The sequence below is a fragment of the Lacisediminihabitans changchengi genome (assembly GCF_016634425.1).
GTDB classification, from domain to species: Bacteria; Actinomycetota; Actinomycetes; order Actinomycetales; family Microbacteriaceae; genus Lacisediminihabitans; species Lacisediminihabitans changchengi.
Map to the genome: position 1 here is coordinate 135487 of NZ_JAEPES010000005.1, position 19971 is coordinate 155457.

19 protein-coding genes are annotated in these 19971 nt (G+C 66.3%); 13 read left to right on the forward strand and 6 right to left on the reverse strand.

Features of this window, described 5'->3' with window-relative positions; translation table 11 throughout:
• Window positions 1-4: 4 nt before the first annotated feature.
• The 4 genes from sdhA to IV501_RS14575 all read right to left on the reverse strand — a co-directional run bounded on the left by sdhA (window position 5) and on the right by IV501_RS14575 (window position 3985).
• Window positions 5-1810, reverse strand: coding sequence for a succinate dehydrogenase flavoprotein subunit (sdhA, locus tag IV501_RS14560; protein ID WP_200557095.1), 1806 nt, complete (start codon window positions 1808-1810; stop codon window positions 5-7).
• 2 nt (window positions 1811-1812) lie between these two features.
• On the reverse strand, window positions 1813-2262 hold the full coding sequence (locus IV501_RS14565) for a succinate dehydrogenase hydrophobic membrane anchor subunit (RefSeq protein WP_200557096.1): 450 nt from the start codon (window positions 2260-2262) through the stop codon (window positions 1813-1815).
• Window positions 2263-2264: 2 nt separating this feature from the next.
• Window positions 2265-2660, reverse strand: a complete 396-nt coding sequence (gene sdhC / locus IV501_RS14570; protein ID WP_372430758.1) for a succinate dehydrogenase, cytochrome b556 subunit — start codon at window positions 2658-2660, stop codon at window positions 2265-2267.
• Between the two features lie 167 nt (window positions 2661-2827).
• Window positions 2828-3985: a glycosyltransferase family 4 protein gene (locus IV501_RS14575; protein ID WP_200557097.1), complete on the reverse strand. Its 1158-nt coding sequence runs from the start codon at window positions 3983-3985 to the stop codon at window positions 2828-2830.
• A 112-nt stretch (window positions 3986-4097) separates the two neighbouring features.
• Between IV501_RS14575 and IV501_RS14580 the strand changes: the two genes are divergently transcribed.
• The 11 genes from IV501_RS14580 (at window position 4098) to IV501_RS14630 (ending at window position 14726) form a co-directional block, all read left to right on the forward strand.
• Window positions 4098-5216 (forward strand): mannose-1-phosphate guanylyltransferase, encoded by a 1119-nt coding sequence (locus IV501_RS14580; protein ID WP_200557098.1) that lies wholly within the window; start codon window positions 4098-4100, stop codon window positions 5214-5216.
• A gap of 162 nt (window positions 5217-5378) precedes the next feature.
• On the forward strand, window positions 5379-6485 hold the full coding sequence (locus IV501_RS14585; RefSeq protein ID WP_200557099.1) for a BMP family lipoprotein: 1107 nt from the start codon (window positions 5379-5381) through the stop codon (window positions 6483-6485).
• A gap of 133 nt (window positions 6486-6618) precedes the next feature.
• Window positions 6619-8139, forward strand: a complete 1521-nt coding sequence (locus IV501_RS14590; RefSeq protein ID WP_200557100.1) for an ABC transporter ATP-binding protein — start codon at window positions 6619-6621, stop codon at window positions 8137-8139.
• Complete coding sequence (locus IV501_RS14595) at window positions 8136-9482, forward strand: ABC transporter permease (RefSeq protein ID WP_200557101.1); 1347 nt, start codon at window positions 8136-8138, stop codon at window positions 9480-9482. The genes IV501_RS14590 and IV501_RS14595 overlap by 4 nt, the downstream gene beginning before the upstream one ends.
• Complete coding sequence (locus tag IV501_RS14600; RefSeq protein WP_200557102.1) at window positions 9479-10786, forward strand: ABC transporter permease; 1308 nt, start codon at window positions 9479-9481, stop codon at window positions 10784-10786. Before IV501_RS14595 ends, IV501_RS14600 begins: the two co-directional genes overlap by 4 nt.
• Window positions 10783-11205, forward strand: coding sequence for a cytidine deaminase (locus IV501_RS14605; RefSeq protein ID WP_307812325.1), 423 nt, complete (start codon window positions 10783-10785; stop codon window positions 11203-11205). The genes IV501_RS14600 and IV501_RS14605 overlap by 4 nt, the downstream gene beginning before the upstream one ends.
• 54 nt (window positions 11206-11259) lie before the next feature.
• Window positions 11260-12558 carry a thymidine phosphorylase gene (locus tag IV501_RS14610; RefSeq protein ID WP_200557103.1) on the forward strand — a complete coding sequence of 433 codons (1299 nt, stop codon included), beginning with the start codon at window positions 11260-11262 and terminating at the stop codon, window positions 12556-12558.
• The gene (locus IV501_RS14615; RefSeq protein WP_200557104.1) at window positions 12555-12857 is read left to right on the forward strand and encodes a hypothetical protein; all 303 of its coding nucleotides are present in this window, start codon (window positions 12555-12557) and stop codon (window positions 12855-12857) included. Before IV501_RS14610 ends, IV501_RS14615 begins: the two co-directional genes overlap by 4 nt.
• Window positions 12858-12867: 10 nt before the next feature.
• Window positions 12868-13992: an adenosine deaminase gene (locus IV501_RS14620; RefSeq protein ID WP_200557105.1), complete on the forward strand. Its 1125-nt coding sequence runs from the start codon at window positions 12868-12870 to the stop codon at window positions 13990-13992.
• Between the two features lies 1 nt (window position 13993).
• Window positions 13994-14440 carry a PTS sugar transporter subunit IIA gene (locus IV501_RS14625; protein ID WP_200557106.1) on the forward strand — a complete coding sequence of 149 codons (447 nt, stop codon included), beginning with the start codon at window positions 13994-13996 and terminating at the stop codon, window positions 14438-14440.
• 13 nt (window positions 14441-14453) lie between these two features.
• Complete coding sequence (locus IV501_RS14630; RefSeq protein WP_200557107.1) at window positions 14454-14726, forward strand: PTS sugar transporter subunit IIB; 273 nt, start codon at window positions 14454-14456, stop codon at window positions 14724-14726.
• A 44-nt stretch (window positions 14727-14770) separates the two neighbouring features.
• Here IV501_RS14630 and IV501_RS14635 read toward each other — a convergent pair whose 3' ends face one another.
• Complete coding sequence (locus IV501_RS14635; protein WP_200557108.1) at window positions 14771-16414, reverse strand: phospho-sugar mutase; 1644 nt, start codon at window positions 16412-16414, stop codon at window positions 14771-14773.
• The gene (locus tag IV501_RS14640) at window positions 16411-17289 is read right to left on the reverse strand and encodes a purine-nucleoside phosphorylase (RefSeq protein ID WP_200557109.1); all 879 of its coding nucleotides are present in this window, start codon (window positions 17287-17289) and stop codon (window positions 16411-16413) included. The genes IV501_RS14635 and IV501_RS14640 overlap by 4 nt, the downstream gene beginning before the upstream one ends.
• Window positions 17290-17363: 74 nt before the next feature.
• Between IV501_RS14640 and IV501_RS14645 the strand changes: the two genes are divergently transcribed.
• Entirely contained in the window at window positions 17364-18800 is a 1437-nt protein-coding gene (locus IV501_RS14645; protein WP_200557110.1) for an NAD(P)H-quinone dehydrogenase, read from the forward strand.
• Between the two features lie 556 nt (window positions 18801-19356).
• Window positions 19357-19953 (forward strand): hypothetical protein, encoded by a 597-nt coding sequence (locus IV501_RS14650; RefSeq protein ID WP_200557111.1) that lies wholly within the window; start codon window positions 19357-19359, stop codon window positions 19951-19953.
• Window positions 19954-19971 lie beyond the last annotated feature (18 nt).

Consider the following 19971-nt stretch of genomic DNA (forward strand, 5'->3'; position numbering starts at 1 on the left):
CAGGTCAGTACTTTCTCTCCATCGGAGGGTAATTGGTGATCACGACCGGCTTCCAGTCGAGACGGATGTGGTCGCCCGCGTGAGCGGACTCCGGGTCACCGATGCGATACGCCATCGAGTGCACCAGGAAGTTCTTGTCGTCGCGCTCCGGGTAGTCCTCGCGCATGTGGCCGCCGCGGCTCTCCAGGCGGGCACGGGCCGAGAACACCAGCACCTCGGCGAGGTCGAGCAGGAAGCCGAGCTCGATCGCCTCGAGCAGGTCGGTGTTGAAGCGCTTGCCCTTGTCTTGCAGGGCGATGTTGCGGTAGCGGGCGCGGAGCTTCTCGATGAGTTCCGTCACCTCCTGCAGCGACTCGTCGGTGCGGAAGATCTGGGCGTTGCGGTCCATCGAGACCTGAAGCTCCTGGCGGATAGCGGCGATGCGCTCTGTGCCATTGCCGCTCTTGACCATCTCGAGGATGTTCAAAACGCCGCGGGCGGGGTCGGGAGGCAGCGGCACGAACTCTGCCGTCTTCACGTACGCGACCGCGTTTCTGCCCGCGCGCTTGCCGAACACGTTGATGTCGAGCAGCGAGTTGGTTCCGAGCCGGTTGGAGCCGTGAACGCTGACGCAGGCGCACTCGCCCGCGGCGTACAGGCCGGGCACGACCTCGGTGTTGCTACGCAGCACCTCGGCGTCGGTGTTGGTCGGGATGCCGCCCATCGCGTAGTGCGCGGTCGGCAGCACCGGGACGGGCTCCGTGTACGGCTCCACCCCCAGGTAGGTGCGCGCGAATTCGGTGATGTCCGGGAGCTTTTCGTCGATGACGGCCGGCTCGAGGTGGGTGATGTCGAGGTAGAGGTAGTCCTGATTCGGGCCAGCGCCGCGACCCTCGCGAATCTCCGTCGCCATCGACCTCGCGACGATATCGCGCGGTGCCAGGTCTTTCAGGGTCGGCGTATAGCGCTCCATGAAGCGCTCGCCCGAGGCGTTGCGCAGGATCGCGCCCTCACCACGTGCCGCTTCGGAGAGCAGGATGCCGAGGCCGGCCAGGCCGGTCGGGTGAAACTGGAAGAACTCCATGTCTTCGAGCGGCAGGCCCTTGCGCCAGATGATGCCGACGCCGTCACCGGTGAGGGTGTGGGCGTTGGAGGTGGTCTTGAAGATCTTGCCGAAGCCGCCCGTGGCGAAGACGATCGCCTTGGCCTGGAAGACGTGGAGTTCGCCGGTGGCGAGCTCGTAGGCGACCACACCGGAGGGCTGCTCGACGCCATCCACCTCGGTCATCACCATGTCGAGAACGTAGAACTCGTTGAAGAAGTTGATACCGAGCCTGACGCAGTTCTGGAACAGCGTCTGCAGGATCATGTGGCCGGTGCGGTCGGCCGCGTAGCAGGCGCGACGCACGGGAGCCTTGCCGTGCTCACGGGTGTGACCGCCGAAGCGACGCTGGTCGATCTTGCCGTCGGGGGTTCGGTTGAACGGCAGCCCCATGTTCTCGAGGTCGTAGACCGCGTCGATCGCCTCTTTGGCGAGGATCTCCGCAGCATCCTGGTCGACCAGGTAGTCGCCGCCCTTGACGGTGTCGTAGGTGTGCCACTCCCAGTTGTCTTCCTCGACGTTGGCAAGTGCCGCCGCCATGCCGCCCTGCGCGGCACCGGTGTGCGAGCGGGTCGGGTAGAGCTTGGAGATTACCGCGACGTTGGCGTGCGGACCGGCCTCGATGGCCGCGCGCATCCCCGCGCCGCCGGCGCCGACGATGACGATGTCGAACTGGTGGTAGTGCACCCCGTCGACGGTGGACACGGTGCCTGCTGCGTCTGCTCCCATTACTAGTTGGCCGGGCAGAACGACGGGAGGAGATCGGCGGGAGCGCCGGCAGGACAGGGGTCGAAGGTGTAGATCACAAGGGTTCCCAGCAGGATGAGGACGATGGTGGCGGCAAGAAGCGCGCCCTTGAAGATGATTCGGAGGGTTCGGTTGTTGGCGTAGTCGTTGACGATGGTGCGCATGCCGTTCGCGCCGTGGATAAGCGCGAGCCAGAGTAGGAGCGTGTCCCAGATCTGCCAGAACGGCTGCGAGAGCTTTCCGCCGACGAAGCCGAAGTCGATCGCCTTGACGCCTTCGCCGGCGACCAGGTTGACGAACAGGTGGCCGAAGATGAGGACGACCAGCACGACGCCGCTCGCCCGCATGTAGATCCAGCCCCACTTCTCGATGTTGAAGCGGCGGTGCCGGCGCACACCCTGGGGCGCGCGAGGGGTCTCGATGGTGACGCTCATGATCACTCCCCTCCGAAGATGTGCATCAGTTGACGGGGGAGGAATCCGGCCATCAACACGACCCAGATGCCGATGACGATCCAGAACATCAGGCGCTGGTGCTTGGTGCCCCAGCCCCAGAAGTCGATCAGGATGATGCGCAGTCCGTTGAGCGCGTGGAACCCGATCGCGGCGACCAGGCCGGCTTCACCGAGACCCATGATCGGCGTCTTGTACTGGTCGATCACGGCGTTGTACGCCTCGGGGCTGACCCGCACCAGCGAGGTGTCGAGGATGTGGACCAGCAGGAAGAAGAAGATCGCGACGCCGGTGATGCGGTGGAGTACCCACGACCACATTCCCTCACGACCCCGGTACAGCGTGCCGCGCGGAACCCGCGGGGCGGAAATCGTAGGCACTGGGTAGCTTTTCTCTGGCTGCGGTGCGGCCAGGGACCCCGTCGATTTCTCAGACACGAGCACCCCCTCCTTGGCGTGACTCAGCCCTGCGCTGCAGGGCGGCGACCGTTCGTGGCGAACACTGCCTAGTCTATTGCCGCCCCCTGACAATCGCTGCCAAGGGCAACCTAAATAGCTCGGGATCGAGATACTTTGCGGGCCGGGCGTCCGGCCGCGATCACCGTGTCGTAGTGCTCAACCAACTCCGAGCACACCGACGCCCAACTTCGGTCGATCACGCTGCGCCGCCCGGCCTCGCCCATCCGCAGGCGGAGGGCCGGGTCATCCGTCAGCGTGCGCACCGCGTTGCGCAGCCCGCGGTCGTCCCCGGGTTGGTAGAGAAAGCCGTCGTGGGAGCTGTCGACCAGGTCGATCGGGCCGCCGATGCGAGGAGCGACCACGGGAAGACCGGCGGCGTGAGCTTCCTGCACGGTCTGGCCGAACGTCTCCTCCGTGCCCGGAGTGAGAAAGACGTCGAATGCGGCGTAGGCGGTCGCGAGCTCGGTTCCGGTGCGCTGGCCGAGCCAACTGATCGGCATGCCGCGCAGGCGCCGCTCGAGCTGCGGGCGGGAGGGGCCATCGCCGACCACGGCGAAGCGCACTCGGCGAAGTCCCCGCAGAGCGCCGAGACGCTCGAGCTGCTTCTCTGGAGCCAGCCGACCGACGTATCCCACGACGGTCTCCCTGCTGCCCAGACCTACGCCCAACTGCTCCCGCAGGGCGAGCGCCGCCGGGGTGAGGCGGTTGCGCGGGTGGTAGCTCTCCAGATCGACCCCGCGTCCCCACCGTTCCACCCGCTCGATGCCCGCCAGCGCCAGATCGCGCATAGATGCCGTTGACGGCGCCAGCGTGAGATCGGCCTGATCGTGCACCCAGCGCACCAGGCGCCAGGCCAAGCCCGTCGTGGCACGCAGGTGGTTGCGGCGGGCGTACCCCGCGACATCCGTCTGAAAGATGGCGACGCTCGGCACCCCGAGCCGTCCGGCCGCGGCCATCGCCTGTGCGCCGAGAAGAAAGGGGGATGCCGCGTGCACGACGTCGGGACGGAACGCGGCAAGCAGGGAGTGCACCTGCGGGCTCGGCAGCCCCACCGGAAACTGCCGGTAGGCGAAGGCGGGCACCTCGTGCACCGGGAAGCCGGCATATTCACGCGGGGCTCCGGCTGCGGGCGAGATCACGATCGCCTCGTGTCCTTCGGCCCGGAGGTGGTCGAGCACCTTGCAGACGCTCGTCGTCACCCCGTTCAGGGTGGGGAGGAAACTCTCGCTGACGACAGCTACTCGCATGGGTGCGCCTCTCGCTCGTGCTCACGCTATGCGGTGTGGCGGCCAGCGCCGATGGAGCACGGATGAACGGGTGGTGAAGGCTCCGCAAGCATCATTCGTTAGGGTGGTCGGCATGGCACACCGTGGCGCACTCGACCGTTTTTACAGCGTCATCCCCGCCGGTGGCATCGGCTCGAGGCTCTGGCCGCTGTCACGGGCGGATGCGCCGAAGTTCCTGCACGACCTGACCGGCTCCGGCAGCACGCTGTTGCGCGCAACCTGGGATCGTCTGGTTCCGCTGTCCGGTCCCGATCGGATCATGGTCGTGACCGGTCGCGCCCACCGGGCCGCGGTCGAGGCGCAGCTGCCCGATCTCGAGGACCTCAACGTCGTGCTCGAGAGCGAGCCGAAAGACTCCACGGCTGCCATCGGGTTGGCGGCTGCCATCCTCTATCACCGCGACCCCGAGGTCATCATCGGCTCGTTCGCCGCCGACCACGTCATCAACGACCGCCGAGGCTTCAAGCGTGCAGTAATCGAGGCGGCTGCGGCCGCTGATGCCGGGTATATCGCGACCATCGGCATCACCCCGACCGAGCCGGCCATCGGCTTCGGCTACATCCGCTGCGGACACGCGCTGGACATCCCGTCTGCCCCGAGCGCCGTGATGGCGGACTCCTTCGTCGAGAAGCCGGACCTAGAAACGGCGGAGGCGTACCTCGCCGAGGGTAATTACCTCTGGAACGGCGGAATGTTCATCTCCCGCGCCGACGTGCTGCTCAAACAGCTCGGCGAGAGCCGCCCGGAGCTGGTGGCGGGACTGACCAGGCTGGCCGAGGCGTGGGACACCCCCGAGCGCGGCGCCGTCGTCGACCAGGTCTGGCCGCTGCTCGAGAAGATCGCGATCGACTACACCGTGGCGGAGCCCGCGGCTGCGGCCGGACGGTTGGTCGTCATCCCGGGAGATTTCGACTGGGATGACGTCGGCGACTTCGCCGCAATCGCCAAGCTGCACTCGGCCGGCCGTAAGTCAGACCTCGCCATCCTGGGGGAGAACGCGCGCGTGCTCGCCGACTCGTCCACCGGCGTCGTCGTCGCGCAGAGTGGTCGTCTGATCTCGCTGATCGGCGTGACCGACATCGTCGTGGTCGACACTCCCGACGCCCTTCTCGTCACGACCAGTGCCAATGCTCAGCGGGTGAAGGCCGTCGTCGATGCGCTCAAACTCTCCGGGCGGAACGACGTTCTCTGACCCCGCCTCACCGGCGAATATTTCTGCCACATTTCGCGACCGTCGCAACTTGGTAACCATTGCTCGTTCGGCCGTGATCGAGGCCGATCGACGCAAGTAACATTCGGTAACCTGTGATCACTATCGCCGTGCGCTGTGCCCGGCAGCACCTTGGAGGACAACTTGAGAATCACCACTCGTCGGGCCGTGTTCAGCGGTCTTGCCATGGTCGGCATCGCCGCAGTGCTCGCCGGCTGTGCGTCGGCACCCGCGAAGTCGAGCAGCTCCGGCTCTGCTTCCAAATTCCTCCCCTGCATGGTGTCTGACGCCGGTGGATTCGACGACAAGTCGTTCAACCAGTTGGGCCTCGAAGGTCTGCAGTCCGCGGCGAAGTCGCTCGGCACCACCTTCAAGAAGGCCGAATCCAACGCCGACACCGACTACGCGCCCAACATCGACGGCCTCGTGTCGGCCGGCTGCAACCTGATCATCACCGTCGGGTTCAACCTTTCCGCTGCAACGATCACCGCGGCCAAGGCCAACCCGACGATCCAGTTCGCGATCATCGACGACGCGGCCGACGCCAACTTCGACGGCAAGACCGACGAGCCGAATATCAAGCCGATCCTGTTCGACACCGCGCAGGCCGCATACCTCGCTGGCTACGCGTCGGCCAGCTACTCGAAGACCGGCATCGTCGGCACCTTCGGTGGCCAGCAGTTCCCGACCGTCACCATCTTCATGGACGGCTTTGCCGATGGCGTCGCTGGCTACAACAAGGCCAAGAGCAAGGACGTCAAGGTCGTCGGCTGGGATGTTGCCTCGCAGAAGGGCTCCTTCACCGGCGGCTTCGAAGCGAACGACACCGCCAAGAACACGGCGCAGAACCTGATCGACCAGAACGCCGACGTCATCTTCCCGGTCGGTGGACCGATCTTCCAGAGTGCGGGTGCGGCCATCACCGACTCGAAGAAGGACATCGCGCTGCTGGGTGCTGACGCCGACGTGTTCGACACCTTCCCGACCTACGACAAGCTCTACCTGACCTCGGTGCTCAAGGGCATCGACCCGGCAGTGCAGGACGTCGTGAAGGCGACCGCCAAGCAGAAGAAGGGCACCTTCGACGACACCGCGTACGTCGGAACGCTGAAGAACAACGGAGTCGGCATCGCGCCGTTCCACGACTTCAAGGACAAGGTCAGCCCCGACCTGCAGGGCGAGCTCGACAAGCTGAAGAGCGGCATCATCGACGGTTCGATCACCGTCAAGTCCTACCTCTCGGGCAGCTAGTCGTACTCTGAGTTATCGGGTCGGGGGGACCAGCATCGCTGGTCTCCCCGACCTTCTTAATGATTACCGCGCTACCACCCCCGAAGACAAACGGCTCGGTCGATGACGCCCCTCGCCAGTTAGATTGGTTTCCATGAAGCTTGAACTCCGAGGCATCACAAAGCGGTTCGGTGCACTGACCGCGAACGACCACATCGACCTCGTGGTCGAGGCCGGCGAGATCCACTGCTTGCTCGGCGAGAACGGCGCAGGCAAATCCACCCTGATGAACGTGCTCTACGGCCTGTATCAGGCCGAGGAGGGCGACATCCTGCTGGACGACACGGTTCAGCATTTCGCAGGCCCGGGCGAGGCAATGGCCGCCGGCATCGGCATGGTTCATCAGCACTTCATGCTGATCCCCGTCTTCACGGTCGCCGAGAACGTCATGCTCGGCCACGAGCAGACCAAGCTCGGCGGCCGCCTCGATCTCAACGCCGCGCGCGCGCAGGTGCGGGAGATCTCGGCGCGATTCGGATTCGACATCGATCCGGATGCCCTGGTCGACGATCTTCCGGTCGGCGTTCAGCAGCGGGTCGAGATCATCAAGGCACTCACCCGCGACGCGAAGGTGCTGGTCTTCGACGAGCCCACCGCCGTGCTCACCCCGCAAGAGACCGACGAACTGATGGTCATCATGCGTCAGTTGAAGGCCGCGGGAACTTCGATCGTCTTCATCACGCACAAGCTGCGTGAGGTGCGCGAGGTTGCAGACCGGATCACCGTGATCCGGCTGGGCAAGGTCGTCGGCGAAGCATCACCGACGGCGACCAACACCGAACTCGCGTCGCTCATGGTCGGTCGCGCCGTCGAACTGACCGTGCACAAGGAGGTGGCGACGCCCGGCGCACCGGCCCTGGTCGTCACCGACCTCACCGTTCTCGATTCCCAGAATCAGATCGTCGTCGACAATGTCAGTTTCGATGTCAAGGCTGGCGAGGTTCTGGCGATCGCCGGCGTGCAGGGCAATGGGCAGACGGAGCTCACCGAGGCGATCATGGGATTGCAATCCAAGGTCTCCGGATCGATCGTTCTCGACGGCAAGGAACTGCGTAAGGCATCCGTTCGCACGGTGCTCGACTCTGGCGTCGGCTTCGTGCCGGAGGATCGCGGCCACGACGGGCTCATCGCCGAGTTCACCATCGCCGAGAATCTCATGCTCGACCGCTCCGACAGCGCACCGTTCGTGAAGGCCGGGACCCTGCAGCTGGGTACTCTGGCCGGCTTCGCCGAGGAGAAGATCACCGAGTTCGACATCCGCGCGCAGGGAATCGGCACCCATGCCGGACGGCTTTCCGGCGGCAACCAGCAGAAGGTAGTGCTGGCGCGCGAGCTCTCCCGCGAACTCCGGCTCTTCATCGCGGCCCAGCCCACCCGAGGCCTCGACGTCGGCTCGATCGAATTCGTCCATACCCGCATCGTTCAAGAACGCGACAAGGGAATCCCCGTCATCGTGGTGTCGACCGAGCTCGACGAGGTCGTCGCCCTCGCCGACCGCATCGCGGTGATGTACCGCGGCGGCATCGTCGGCATCGTTCCCGGCGACACCCCCCGCGACATCCTGGGCCTCATGATGGCCGGCGAGACCCCCACAGAAACAGAGACAGCAGCATGAGCGACCCGCAGAGCGGCGTTCCGGTCCCGGGCTCCGGGCAGCTTCCCGATCCGACACCGATCCCGGCCGACGACCAGGTACTCGAACCCGGTCAGGTTCCCGAGGAGCAGAAGGCCCCGGATGCTCCGCGCTCGCGTTTCGACGGAGTGCTTCGCGAGATCATGAGCGGGAGCATCGTCATCTCGATCCTCGCGGTCGTGTTGGCGCTCGTGGTCGGCGGAATTCTCATCGCCATCACCGACGAGAATGTGGCCAAGGCGGCCGGATACTTCTTCTCCCGACCGTCCGATACGTTCCAGGCGGCGTGGAACGCCGTATCCGGGGCATATTCCTCCCTGTTCCAGGGCTCGATCTACGCGGTGAACCGCCCCGGTTTCGCCGCCGGCATCAAGCCGTTCACCGACACGCTGAGCTTCGCCACCCCGCTGATCGCGGCCGGTCTCGGCGTCGCCCTCTCGTTCCGCATCGGCCTGTTCAACATCGGCGGCCAGGGGCAGATGCTCGTCGCTGCCGCCGCCGCGGGCTGGGTCGGTTTTGCCTTCACCATCCCGTTCCCGCTGCACCTGATCCTCGCCCTCGTGGTGGGAATCGCCGCGGGCGCGGCCTGGGCCGGCATCGTGGGCGCATTGAAGGCGTTCACCGGAGCGCATGAGGTGATCGTCACGATCATGCTCAACTACGTGGCGTACTACCTGCTCGCCTTCCTGCTGCGCACCCCCGGCCTCCTACAGGCGCCGGGGTCCAACAACCCCAAGTCTCCGCCGGAGAAGGAGAGTGCGATCTTCCCGCATCTCTTCGGGCCCAGCTACAACCTCAACATCGGCTTCATCTTCGCGATCATCGCGACGATCATCGTCTGGTACCTGCTCAACCGCTCGAGCCTTGGCTTCAAGTTCCGGGCTCTCGGGGAGAACCCCTCGGCGACGCGCGTCGCTGGCATCAACGTGAAGGCGATGTACATCGTCGGCATGCTCATCTCCGGCGCGCTGATCGGCCTGGCCGGTGCCTATCAGGTGCAGGGTTCGATCACGACCGGTTTCGGCTCCGGCATCGACGCCGGGATCGGTTTCGACGCGATCACCGTCGCGCTGCTCGGCCGCTCGCGTCCGGTCGGGGTGTTCATCGCCGGCATCCTGTTCGGTGCGCTCAAGGCGGGCGGCTTCACCATGCAGGCCGTCAACGGCGTCCCGATCGAGATCGTGTTGGTGGTCCAGTCCCTCATCGTGCTATTCATCGCGGCGCCGCCGCTGGTGCGGGCCGTCTTCCGCCTGCCGAGTCCTGCGGTGCAGCAGCGCGTCAAACGATCGAAGCTCTCTGGACGAAAGGCGGTGGTGACCAAATGAGCACCGCGACTTCTGACCTCTCCCCGTCGGCGTCCACGCCGAAGAAGCCCTCCGTGCTCGCTCCGGCGGTCGCCGTCGTGCGCAGCTGGAAGGTGCCGATCGCGCTCGGGGCTTTCGCGGTGATCGCGATCCTGCTCTTCCTGATCTTCGGCCGCGATGGTGTATCCCGGTTTGAGTTCTCGACCGCCGGCGACTTCGTCAAGATCCCGCTGGTGTCCGTCGATCGCCGCATCGTGGGCGTGATCGTGCCGATCTTGCTGGTGCTGATCGCCGCCTGGGCGGCGTGGCGCGCGAGCCGGGCGAAAAAGGTTCCGGTCTGGGTTATCGCGGCGTTCGCGGTGATCTTCATGTTCGGCCTCCTCACCTGGTCGGCGACATCGCTCCCGGTCACCGCGACCAGCCTCCTGGTCGGAGCGGTGAGTCTCAGCGTCCCCCTCATCTTCGGTGCCCTCGGCGGCGTCATCTCCGAGCGCGTCGGCGTGGTCAACGTCGCCATCGAAGGTCAGCTCCTGGCCGGCGCTTTCGTCTCCGCCCTCGTCGCGTCCGCCACTCACGTGGCAGTGCTCGGGCTTCTGGCAGCCATGGTCGCCGGAGCGTTGGTCTCCGTCGTGCTGGCCGCGTTCTCGATCAAGTACTGGGTCGACCAGGTCATCGTCGGCGTCGTGCTCAACGTGCTCGTCGCTGGCCTCACGTCGTTCCTCTACTCGACCCTGCTGTCCCCGAACATCGCGACGCTCAATACCCCTCCGCGGTTTGAGCGGGTCAACATCCCGTTGCTCGCAGACATCCCGATCATCGGCCCGATGCTGTTCAGGCAGACGATCATCGTCTACCTCATGTACATCGCTGTCTTCCTGGTCTGGTACTGCCTGTTCCACACCCGCTGGGGGCTCCGTCTCCGGTCGTCGGGGGAGCATCCGCAGGCTGCTGACACGGTCGGCATCAACGTGAACCGCACCCGATTCTGGAACGTCACGCTCGCGGGCGCGATCGCCGGTTTCGGTGGGGCGTACTTCACCCTCGGCTCGGTCGGTGGCTTCACCAAGGAGCTCACCGCCGGCGCCGGATATATCGCCCTCGCCGCGGTTATCTTCGGCCGTTGGGACCCGATCCGGGCGACGATGGCCGCACTGCTGTTCGGCTTCGCCACCAAGCTCCAGAGCGTTCTCGGCACGGCCGGCTCTCCCATTCCCTCGGAATTTCTGCTCATGCTTCCGTACGTGATCACGATCGTCGCGGTCGCGGGGCTGGTCGGGCAGGTACGAGCGCCAGCGGCCTCCGGAAAGGCATACGTAAAACAGTGACCAACGACACAGCGATCGACACCATCGATTGGGACGCCCTGCGGGCGGTGGCCAACGAGGCGAAGACCCACGCCTACGCGCCATACTCGAACTTCCCGGTCGGGGTCGCCGCCATCGTCGACGATGGTCGCATCATCTCCGGCGCGAACGTCGAGAACGCGTCGTACGGCCTTACCCTGTGCGCAGAGTGCGCGCTGGTCTCCAGCCTGCATATGACCGGCGGGGGGCGACTCGTCGCCTTCACCTGTGTCGACGGCCACGGCGACGTGCTGATGCCATGCGGTCGCTGCCGGCAGCTGCTGTACGAACACTCCGCCCCGGGCATGCTGCTCGAGACGGTATCGGGCGTGAAGACGATCGACGAGGTGATTCCGGATGCTTTCGGCCCCCGGCACCTCGAGGACTATCGCGCGGAGTAGCGGGCAGCCCCGGCTGCCGCGCACGACACAGCGCATTACACAAGGAGCACCACCATGGCCATCGAACCCTTCGACGTCGTAGACCTGATCCGTACCAAACGCGACCACGGCATTCTCAGCACAGCCCAGATCGACTGGCTCGTCGACGCGTACACGCGGGGTTACGTGGCGAGCGAGCAGATGTCGGCCATGACCATGGCGATCTTCCTCAACGGCATGGAGCGCAGTGAGATCCGCGACCTGACCATGGCGATGATCGCCAGCGGCAAGACGATGAACTTCTCGTCGCTCTCCAAACCGACCACCGACAAGCACTCGACCGGTGGCGTCGGCGACAAGATCACCCTGCCGCTGGCTCCCCTGGTCGCCTCCTTCGGCGTCGCGGTGCCGCAGCTCTCGGGCCGCGGGCTCGGCCACACCGGTGGCACCCTCGACAAGCTGGAGAGCATTCCCGGCTGGCGGGCGAACCTCTCCAACGAAGAGTTCTTCTCGCAGCTCGAGAACGTCGGTGCGGTCATCTCGGCCGCCGGCTCGGGCCTGGCGCCGGCGGACGGCAAGCTCTATGCCCTGCGCGACATCACCGGTACGGTCGAGGCGATCCCGCTGATCGCCTCCTCGATCATGAGCAAGAAGATCGCCGAAGGCACGGCGGCTCTGGTGCTCGACGTGAAGTTCGGCTCCGGCGCATTCCTCAAAGACATCACCCAGTCGCGGGAACTCGCGCGCACCATGGTCGCGCTCGGCGAAGACGCGGGGGTTGCGACATCCGCTCTGCTCACCAACATGAATGTGCCGCTCGGGTTCGCCATCGGCAACGCCAATGAGGTACGCGAGTCGGTCGAGGTGCTGGCGGGCGGGGGGCCAGCGGATGTCGTGGCCCTCACGATCGCGTTGGCTCGGGAGATGCTGGCTCTCGCCGGTCAGCCCGACGCCGACGTCGAGGCGGCACTGGCCGATGGCCGCGCCATGGACACCTGGCGCGCGATGATCTCCGCCCAGGGCGGCGACCCGGATGCGGCACTGCCGGTTGCGAAGGAGACCCTCGTGGTCACCGCCGACCGGGATGGCGTGCTGGTGGAGCAGCAGGCGCTGCCCTTCGGCATCGCGGCCTGGCGTCTGGGCGCAGGCCGTGCCCGCGCACAGGACCCCGTGCAGCACGCAGCGGGAATCGATCTACACGCCAAGCCGGGCGACACCGTCACGGCCGGCCAGCCGCTGTTCACCCTCAGCGCGGATGAGCCGGAACGGTTCGAGCGGGCGCTCGAGGCGCTCGACGGTTCGTACCGCATCGGCGATTTCGGTGACCCGGTGCTCGACGGCGGGCCCCTCATCGCAGAGCGGATCGGCGCATGACCGGGCGGCTCGACTGGATGTTCCGTAACCGCGAGACCGGGAAGATCACGATCGGGCAGCCCGCCAACCTGTCGCAGAAACTGTTTCAGGGCATCACCCTGGTAGGTATTTTCCTTCCGCGCGGACCTGTGCGCACCACTGCGGCGGTCGGTGCGGTCGGCGCGCTCACCTGGTGGGCGTCGGATGAGCTGGTGCGCGGGGTCAATCCGTTCCGCCGGTTGTCGGGGGCAGTGACGTTGGTGGCAGTGGTCTACCTGGCTCTCAGGAAACCACGGGTCATGGCGACGCCCAGCCGATAGATTTGGGGGCATGACTTCCGTTCCGCAGGACTACCGTCTGCCCGGCGGGGGCGCGGAGATCAGCGCCCTGCCGAAGATCTCGCTTCATGACCATCTCGACGGCGGACTGCGCACCGAAACGATCATCGAACTGGGCTTGCGGGCCGGGCTGGACCTGCCGGACCTAGACCCGGCAGAGCTTCGCTCGTGGTTCAAACGGCAGGCCAACTCCGACTCCCTGGTCGAGTACCTGAAGACTTTCGAGCTCACCATCGCCGTCATGCAGAGCGCGGAGAACCTCAGCCGGGTCGCTCGGGAGTTCGTGCAAGACCTTGGACGGGATGGCGTCATCTGGGGCGAGGTGCGCTGGGCCCCGGAACAGCACCTGCGTGCTGGCCTCACCCTCGACCAGGCGGTCGAGGCCGTTCAGGCCGGCATCGAAGACGGCATCGACGAGGTACGACACACGACCGGCCACCGGATCCGGGTCGGTCAGCTGCTGAGCGCCATGCGCCAGAACGGCGACGGGCTGGAGATCGCTGAGCTCGCGGTGCGGCACCGCAACAAGGGCGTCGCCGGCTTCGACATCGCCGGGCCCGAGGCGGGGTTCCCGGCAAAGAACCTGCAACCGGCCTTCGACTACCTGGCCGAGCACTTCATGCCGCGTACCGTCCACGCCGGCGAAGCGGATGGGCTCGACAGCATCCGTGGCGCCCTCTTCGACGGGCGGGCCTTGCGCCTCGGTCACGGGGTGCGTATTGCGGAGGACATCGTGGTCGACCGCGAGGATGCCGAGAGCACCTACGTCGCCCTCGGTCGCCTTTCGCAGTGGGTGAAGGATCGCGAAATCGCGCTCGAACTCAGCCCGACCTCGAACCTCGACACGAACGCCATCGCCCAGTGGGGCGATGAGCTGGTCGATCATCCCTTCGACCTGCTCTACCAGCTCGGCTTCCGCGTGACCGTCAACACCGACAACCGGCTGATGAGCGCGACGACCCTGAGCCGCGAGCTGTTCCTCCTCGCGGAGACCTTCGACTACGACCTCGGCGATCTCGAGTCGTTCCAGCTGAATGCCGCGGCTGCCAGTTTTCTGCCGCTGGAAGAGCGCGAAGAACTGGCCGACCAGATCATCGACGGGTTCGAGGGAGCCTGACGTGCCCGTTCCCCCACTCTCTGAAGCCGGCATCGTGATCGGTGCGACGCCGGTCGACTGGCGCGCCGCCGTGCGTCTCGCCGGCGAGGCGCTCACCGCGGTCGGCGCGGCCAAGCCGGGCTACGCCGACGAGATGGTGCGCATGATCGATGAGCACGGCCCGTACGTGGTCATCGCTCCCGGGCTGGCGCTCGCCCACGCGCGGCCGGGGCCGGAAGTGCTGGCCGACGGTCTCGCGGTCGTGACGCTCGCCACCCCGGTGGCGTTCGGACATCCGCACAACGACCCGGTGCGCGTCGTGCTGGGGCTCGCCATCGAGACACCGGCCAGCCACCTCGCGTCGATCGCCTCGATCGCCAACGTCTTCAACGACTCCGACGCGATCGAGCGGCTTGCGGCGGCGAGTTCGGCCGCCGAGGTGCTCGAGATCATGGGAGCGGCACAGTGAGAAGGACGGCACAGTGAAGATCGTTGCCATCTGCGGCGCCGGCATCGGCAGCTCGGGCATCCTCAAAGTCAACGCCGAGCGGGTGCTCGCCCGGCTCGGACTGGAGGCGGATGTCACGGCCGCCGACGTCGCGTCGCTGACGACCACGGCGTCCGACGCTCAGATCATCCTCACCTCGGCCGAATTCGTCGACGCCATCGGCAAGACCTTCGCCGATGTCATCGTGATCGAGAACTACTTCGACACCGAAGAACTCGCCCGCAAGCTCGAGGCCGCCCTCGGCTAGTTCCGCTGGCGCTGTCCGTGGATCACGGAGCCGACAGCGCGGCGTCAGGCGAGCAGCGCGCGCATTGCGGTCTCGAGTGCCGCGACCTTGCTGCGCGCTGAGGCGAGCCGGGCATCCGCTGTCCCGTCGGTGCTCGACGCGTCGAGGTAGACCTTCACCTTGGGCTCGGTGCCGCTTGGGCGCACAATGACGCGGGAGCCGTCCGCCAGCCAGAAGCGCAGGATGTCTCCCGCCGGGAACTGCTCGAAACCGTCGGCGAAATCGTCGACCCGATCCACCGCCGTCTCTCCGATCGCCTCGGGGAGGTTCGTGCGCAGCCGCTGCATGATCTGACGGATCTGTCCGAGGTCGGAGACTCGAATCGAGACCTGGCCGGAGGCGAAACCGCCGAAGGTGTCCGCGAAGGCCAGACGGTGCTCGCGCAGGCTGCTGCCCGCTGCGCGCAGCTCGGTGGCGAGCGCGAGGAAGTCGACGGCAGCAGAGATGCCATCCTTGTCGCGGATCTTGTCCGGGTCGACCAGGTATCCGAGTGCCTCCTCGTAGCCGAACGAGAGCCCGGGCACCCGTGACACCCACTTGAAACCGGTCAGAGTGTCGGTATAGGTCAGCCCGTAGTGGTGCGCGACTGCCGCGAGAGCCGGGCTGCTCACGATCGAGGCGGCCAGCGTGCCAGAACCATTCAGGCGCTCGGCCGCGCGCCAGCCAAGCAGCGCGCCGACCTCGTTGCCGCTGAGGCGTTCCCAGCCCTCTGTGGTGGGGACGCCGATGGCCAGCCGGTCGGCGTCGGGGTCGTTCGCGATCACGAGGTCGGCGTTCTCGGCCGTGGCGAGGGCGAAGGCGAGGTCCATCGCGCCCGGTTCCTCGGGGTTCGGGAACGAAACGGTCGGGAAGCCGGCGTCGGGTTCGATCTGCTGGCGTACGGCGATCGGTTCGGCGAAACCGGCCTCGCGGAATACCCGGTGCGCGGTCTCCCAGCCCACGCCGTGCAGTGCCGTGTAGACGTAGCGCAGCGTAGGGCTGCCCGAGGCGAGGGCAGCGGTGCGCCGCACGTACTCGTCGAGGATCTCCTCGCCCGCGGTTTCGAACTTCGGCGACCTCGGCAGCTCCAGCACGTTCGCGGTCGCCGCCACACGCAAGATCTCGGCAGCGATTTCGCCGTCGGCTGGAGGGACGATCTGCGAGCCGTGATCCGCTCCGCCGAGGTAGACCTTGTACCCGTTGTCTTGTGGCGGGTTGTGGCTCGCGGTGACCATGACGCCCGCGCTCACGCCGAGCTGCCGCACGGCAAAAGCGAGCACCGGGGTCGGCAGCTCGCGCGGCAAGATGATGGCCCGCACTCCCACGCCGGCCATCAGCTCGGCAGTGTCGGTAGCGAAGACTCGCGAGTTCTTGCGGCCGTCGTAGCCGATGACGATCGACGGATGCTCTTCCCGGGCGAGCAGGAAGGCCGCGAGTCCTGCGGCCGCCTGGGCCACGAGCACGCGGTTCATGCGATTCGATCCGGCCTCGATACGGCCACGGAGTCCCGCGGTGCCGAACTCGAGTCGGGTATCGAAGCGGTCATGCAGCTGGGCGACCGCGTCGTCGTCGCCGGCCTCGACATCCGCGATCAGGCCGTCGAGTTCTTCGCGGGTCTCGAGATCGGGGTCTTGGTCGCGCCAGGCCTTTGCGACATCGAGCAGGGTCACTTCGGGTCCTCCACGGTGCTCGTTTCCTGCACGGTGCTCATTTCCTGCACGGTGCTCAGCTCCTCCACAATGCGCGCGAGGAGCGCACTGATCACAGGCTCCGCCTCGCGACCGGCCTCGAGCACCTCGGCGTGGCTCAATGGAGTCTTCTGAATTCCCGCCGCGAGATTGGTGATGAGTGAGAGTCCGAGAATTTCCATGCCCGCCTGCCGGGCCGCAATGGCCTCGAGCGCCGTCGACATGCCGACGATGTGGCCGCCGATGGTCTTCGCCATCTGCACCTCGGCCGGTGTTTCGTAGTGCGGCCCACGGAACTGCGTATAGACGCCCTCGTCCAGCTCCGGGCTGACCGATTTCGCGATCGCGCGCAACCGGGCGGAATAGAGGTCGGTCAGATCGATGAAGGTCGCGCCTTCGAGCGGCGAGTCCGCCGTGAGGTTGATGTGGTCGCTGATCAGCACCGGGGTGCCGGGCTTCCAGGTCTCACGGATGCCGCCCGCACCGTTGGTGAGGATCATCGTGGTGGCCCCGGTGGCCGCCGCGGTGCGCACCGAATGCACCACGCGGCGCACGCCGTGGCCCTCGTAGTAGTGCGTGCGTGCGCCGATTACGAGCGCGCGTCGACCGTCGGCGAGCAGCACAGAGCGCAGCGTTCCGACGTGGCCTTCGAGCGCCGGCTTGCTGAATCCGGTGATCTCGTGGGCCGGGATGGTGGCGGTCGTCTCGCCGATGAGATCGGCCGCCTTGCCCCAGCCGCTGCCGAGCGTGAGTGCCAGATCGTGGTGCGCGACACCCGTGCGTTCAGCAATCTCTGCGGCGGCGATCGAGGCCGTTTCGAAGGGATCGGTGCTGGGGTCGTCGAGAGGATTGGACATCAGTCCACTCTATTGCCGACTTGTGTTCACGCACGGGTTTGGTTGCCTATCTACGGCTACGCGAGAATGAGGGCATGGCCTATGAATTCGAGCGCAAGCAACGCATCGCGATCGTGGGCGGAGGGCCCGGCGGATACGAGGCAGCGCTCGCCGGGGCGCAACTCGGCGCCGACGTGACACTGGTCGAAAGAGTCGGCGTCGGCGGCTCTGCCGTGCTCACCGACGTGGTGCCCTCGAAGACGCTGATCGCGACCGCGGAAGCCGCAAACGCCATCGGTGAGGCCGCCGATCTCGGAGTGCAGTTTTACACCCGCGGGGAGAGCGGGCGCCCCGTGCGTCCCGAGGTCGCGGTCAACCTCGGCGCCGTGAATCAGCGCCTGCTGCGTCTCGCCCGGCAGCAGTCGGAAGACATGAAGTCACAGCTGATCAAGGCGGGCGTGACGGTCGTTCAGGGCGACGGGCGTCTCGACGGGCCGAACCGCGTGGTCGTCTCTACCGGCAAAGGACGCACCAGCACGGATTTCGACGAGATCGATGCGGACACCATCGTCGTGTCTGTCGGAGCCAGCCCCCGCATCCTGTCCAGTGCCAAGCCCGACGGCGAGCGGATCTTCACCTGGACGCAGCTCTACACACTTCAGGAAGTGCCCGAGCATCTGATCGTGGTCGGATCCGGCGTCACCGGCGCCGAGTTCGCCTCGGCCTTCACCGCGCTCGGCTCCAAGGTCACGCTCATCTCCTCGCGCGACCAGGTGCTGCCCGGCGAGGACGCCGATGCTGCACGAGTCATCGAAGACGTGTTCCGTCGCAACGGCATGACCGTTCTGTCGAAGTCTCGCGCGAACTCGGTGGAGCGCACCGCCGACGGAGTCGTCGCCACCCTGTCCGACGGCACAACCGTCGAAGGAAGTCACTGCCTGATGGCCGTCGGCTCGATCCCGAATACGGCGGGAATCGGCCTCGAGGAGGCCGGTGTGCAGCTCACCGACTCGATGCACATCCGGGTCAATCGGGTGGCGCGCACATCGATGCCGTCGATCTATGCGGCCGGGGATTGCTCGGACTTCTTGCCGCTGGCATCCGTCGCGTCGATGCAGGGGCGTACCGCGATCTTCCACGCGATGGGGGATGCGGTGAACCCGACCGAACTGCGCAACGTCACCTCGAACATCTTCACCCAGCCGGAAATCGCGACCGTCGGCTGGACGCAGAAGCAGATCGAAGACGGCATCGCCCAGGGCGAGATCTACAAGCTGCCGCTCTCGTCCAACCCGCGCGCCAAGATGATGGGCCTGAAGGACGGATTCGTGAAGCTGTTCGCCCGCACCGGCAGCGGAACGGTGATTGGCGGCGTGATCGTCGCGCCGAAAGCATCCGAGCTGATCCTGCCGATCTCGATGGCGGTCGAGCACCGGCTCACCGTCGACCAGGTCGCCCGCGCCTTCGCCGTGTACCCGTCGCTCTCGGACAGCATCACCGACGCCGCGCGCGCGATGCACATCGTGAACTAGCGGCCGCCGCCGCGCGCCGCCCGGTAACGCCCCGCAGCCCGACACCGCGCCTTTTTGTTATCCCCGCGGGGGTTACAACTGACGCGGGGATAACAAACCGGCGCGAGGATGCTGACGAACGCTGCTCACAGCGACGGTTGTGCACAGATCTCGAAAGTTGCGACACGCAGCAGGGCTAGCTCGCAATGATCTTCGGATGTTCTCGTCCGCCCCACCATCCTCCAGTCTCGGAATCATTCGCTCCCGTGACGTCGTCGTCGCAGGCGATCGGGCAGCGCTGTACTCCCGCGTGAAGCGCGGGGAACTGACGGCGTTGTATCGCGGGGTGTACGTGGACACTGAGCTGTGGACCCGAAGCTCGCGGGACGAGCGACATCTCTTGCGAATTCACGCGGCCTCGACCTGCCTTCGCGACGACGAGGTATTCTCGCACTGGTCTGCCGCTGGGCTCTGGCGATTGCCTGCGGTGGGGTCGTTGCCAACGCGTGCATACGTTCGAGGGCCCGTTCGCGCTGGCGGTCGGTCCAGCGCCATTTTTGTGCGGCATGAGGATGGCGTGCCACACCTCGTCGAGAGCATCGACGGGCTGCGCGTCACCAGCCTCGCCCGCACGGTAGTCGATATGGCGGCCGTCGCGTCGTTCCCGGCAGCAGTGGCCATGGCGGATGCCGCGCTCCGACGCACCGAATATCCGTCGGCACGCGTTCCGTTGACAGCCCTGACCTGCGACGGCTTGCTCGCCGAAGCGAAAAAAGTGGCGCTGCGGCATGGCTCTGCGAGGATCAAACGGGTCATCGAGTTTGCTGACGGTCGTGCCGACCGCCCGGGCGAGTCCCTCAGCAGAGTCAACATCCATCTCGCTGGACTGCCCGCGCCGGAACTGCAGGTACCCATGCGCGGCGCTAGTGGTCGCCGGTACGTGGTCGACTTCTGGTGGCCGCAGTTCAACCTCATCGGTGAATTTGACGGCAAGGCGAAGTACCTCGATCCGCAATTCCTCGGCGGGCGCACATCCCAGCAGGCCGTCTATGACGAGAAGGTCCGCGAAGACGACCTTCGCGCGACCAGTAAATCGATGAGTCGCTGGCCGTGGGAGATTGCGGTTTCGCCGGAGCGGCTCCGTGCCTGGCTCGTGCAGGCGGGCATGCGCTGACCGCGCTGGTGTTTGTTA

What these genes read in the sequence shown, in the direction of transcription:
- IV501_RS14615 (WP_200557104.1), top strand. Translation starts at nt 12,555, where the DNA reads ATGACCGGGCGGCTCGACTGGATGTTCCGTAACCGCGAGACCGGGAAG.
- sdhA (WP_200557095.1), bottom strand. Translation starts at nt 1,810, where the DNA reads ATGGGAGCAGACGCAGCAGGCACCGTGTCCACCGTCGACGGGGTGCAC.
- IV501_RS14610 (WP_200557103.1), top strand. Translation starts at nt 11,260, where the DNA reads ATGGCCATCGAACCCTTCGACGTCGTAGACCTGATCCGTACCAAACGC.
- IV501_RS14575 (WP_200557097.1), bottom strand. Translation starts at nt 3,985, where the DNA reads ATGCGAGTAGCTGTCGTCAGCGAGAGTTTCCTCCCCACCCTGAACGGG.
- IV501_RS14590 (WP_200557100.1), top strand. Translation starts at nt 6,619, where the DNA reads ATGAAGCTTGAACTCCGAGGCATCACAAAGCGGTTCGGTGCACTGACC.
- IV501_RS14595 (WP_200557101.1), top strand. Translation starts at nt 8,136, where the DNA reads ATGAGCGACCCGCAGAGCGGCGTTCCGGTCCCGGGCTCCGGGCAGCTT.
- IV501_RS14620 (WP_200557105.1), top strand. Translation starts at nt 12,868, where the DNA reads ATGACTTCCGTTCCGCAGGACTACCGTCTGCCCGGCGGGGGCGCGGAG.
- IV501_RS14600 (WP_200557102.1), top strand. Translation starts at nt 9,479, where the DNA reads ATGAGCACCGCGACTTCTGACCTCTCCCCGTCGGCGTCCACGCCGAAG.
- IV501_RS14580 (WP_200557098.1), top strand. Translation starts at nt 4,098, where the DNA reads ATGGCACACCGTGGCGCACTCGACCGTTTTTACAGCGTCATCCCCGCC.
- IV501_RS14645 (WP_200557110.1), top strand. Translation starts at nt 17,364, where the DNA reads ATGGCCTATGAATTCGAGCGCAAGCAACGCATCGCGATCGTGGGCGGA.
- IV501_RS14565 (WP_200557096.1), bottom strand. Translation starts at nt 2,262, where the DNA reads ATGAGCGTCACCATCGAGACCCCTCGCGCGCCCCAGGGTGTGCGCCGG.
- IV501_RS14640 (WP_200557109.1), bottom strand. Translation starts at nt 17,289, where the DNA reads ATGTCCAATCCTCTCGACGACCCCAGCACCGATCCCTTCGAAACGGCC.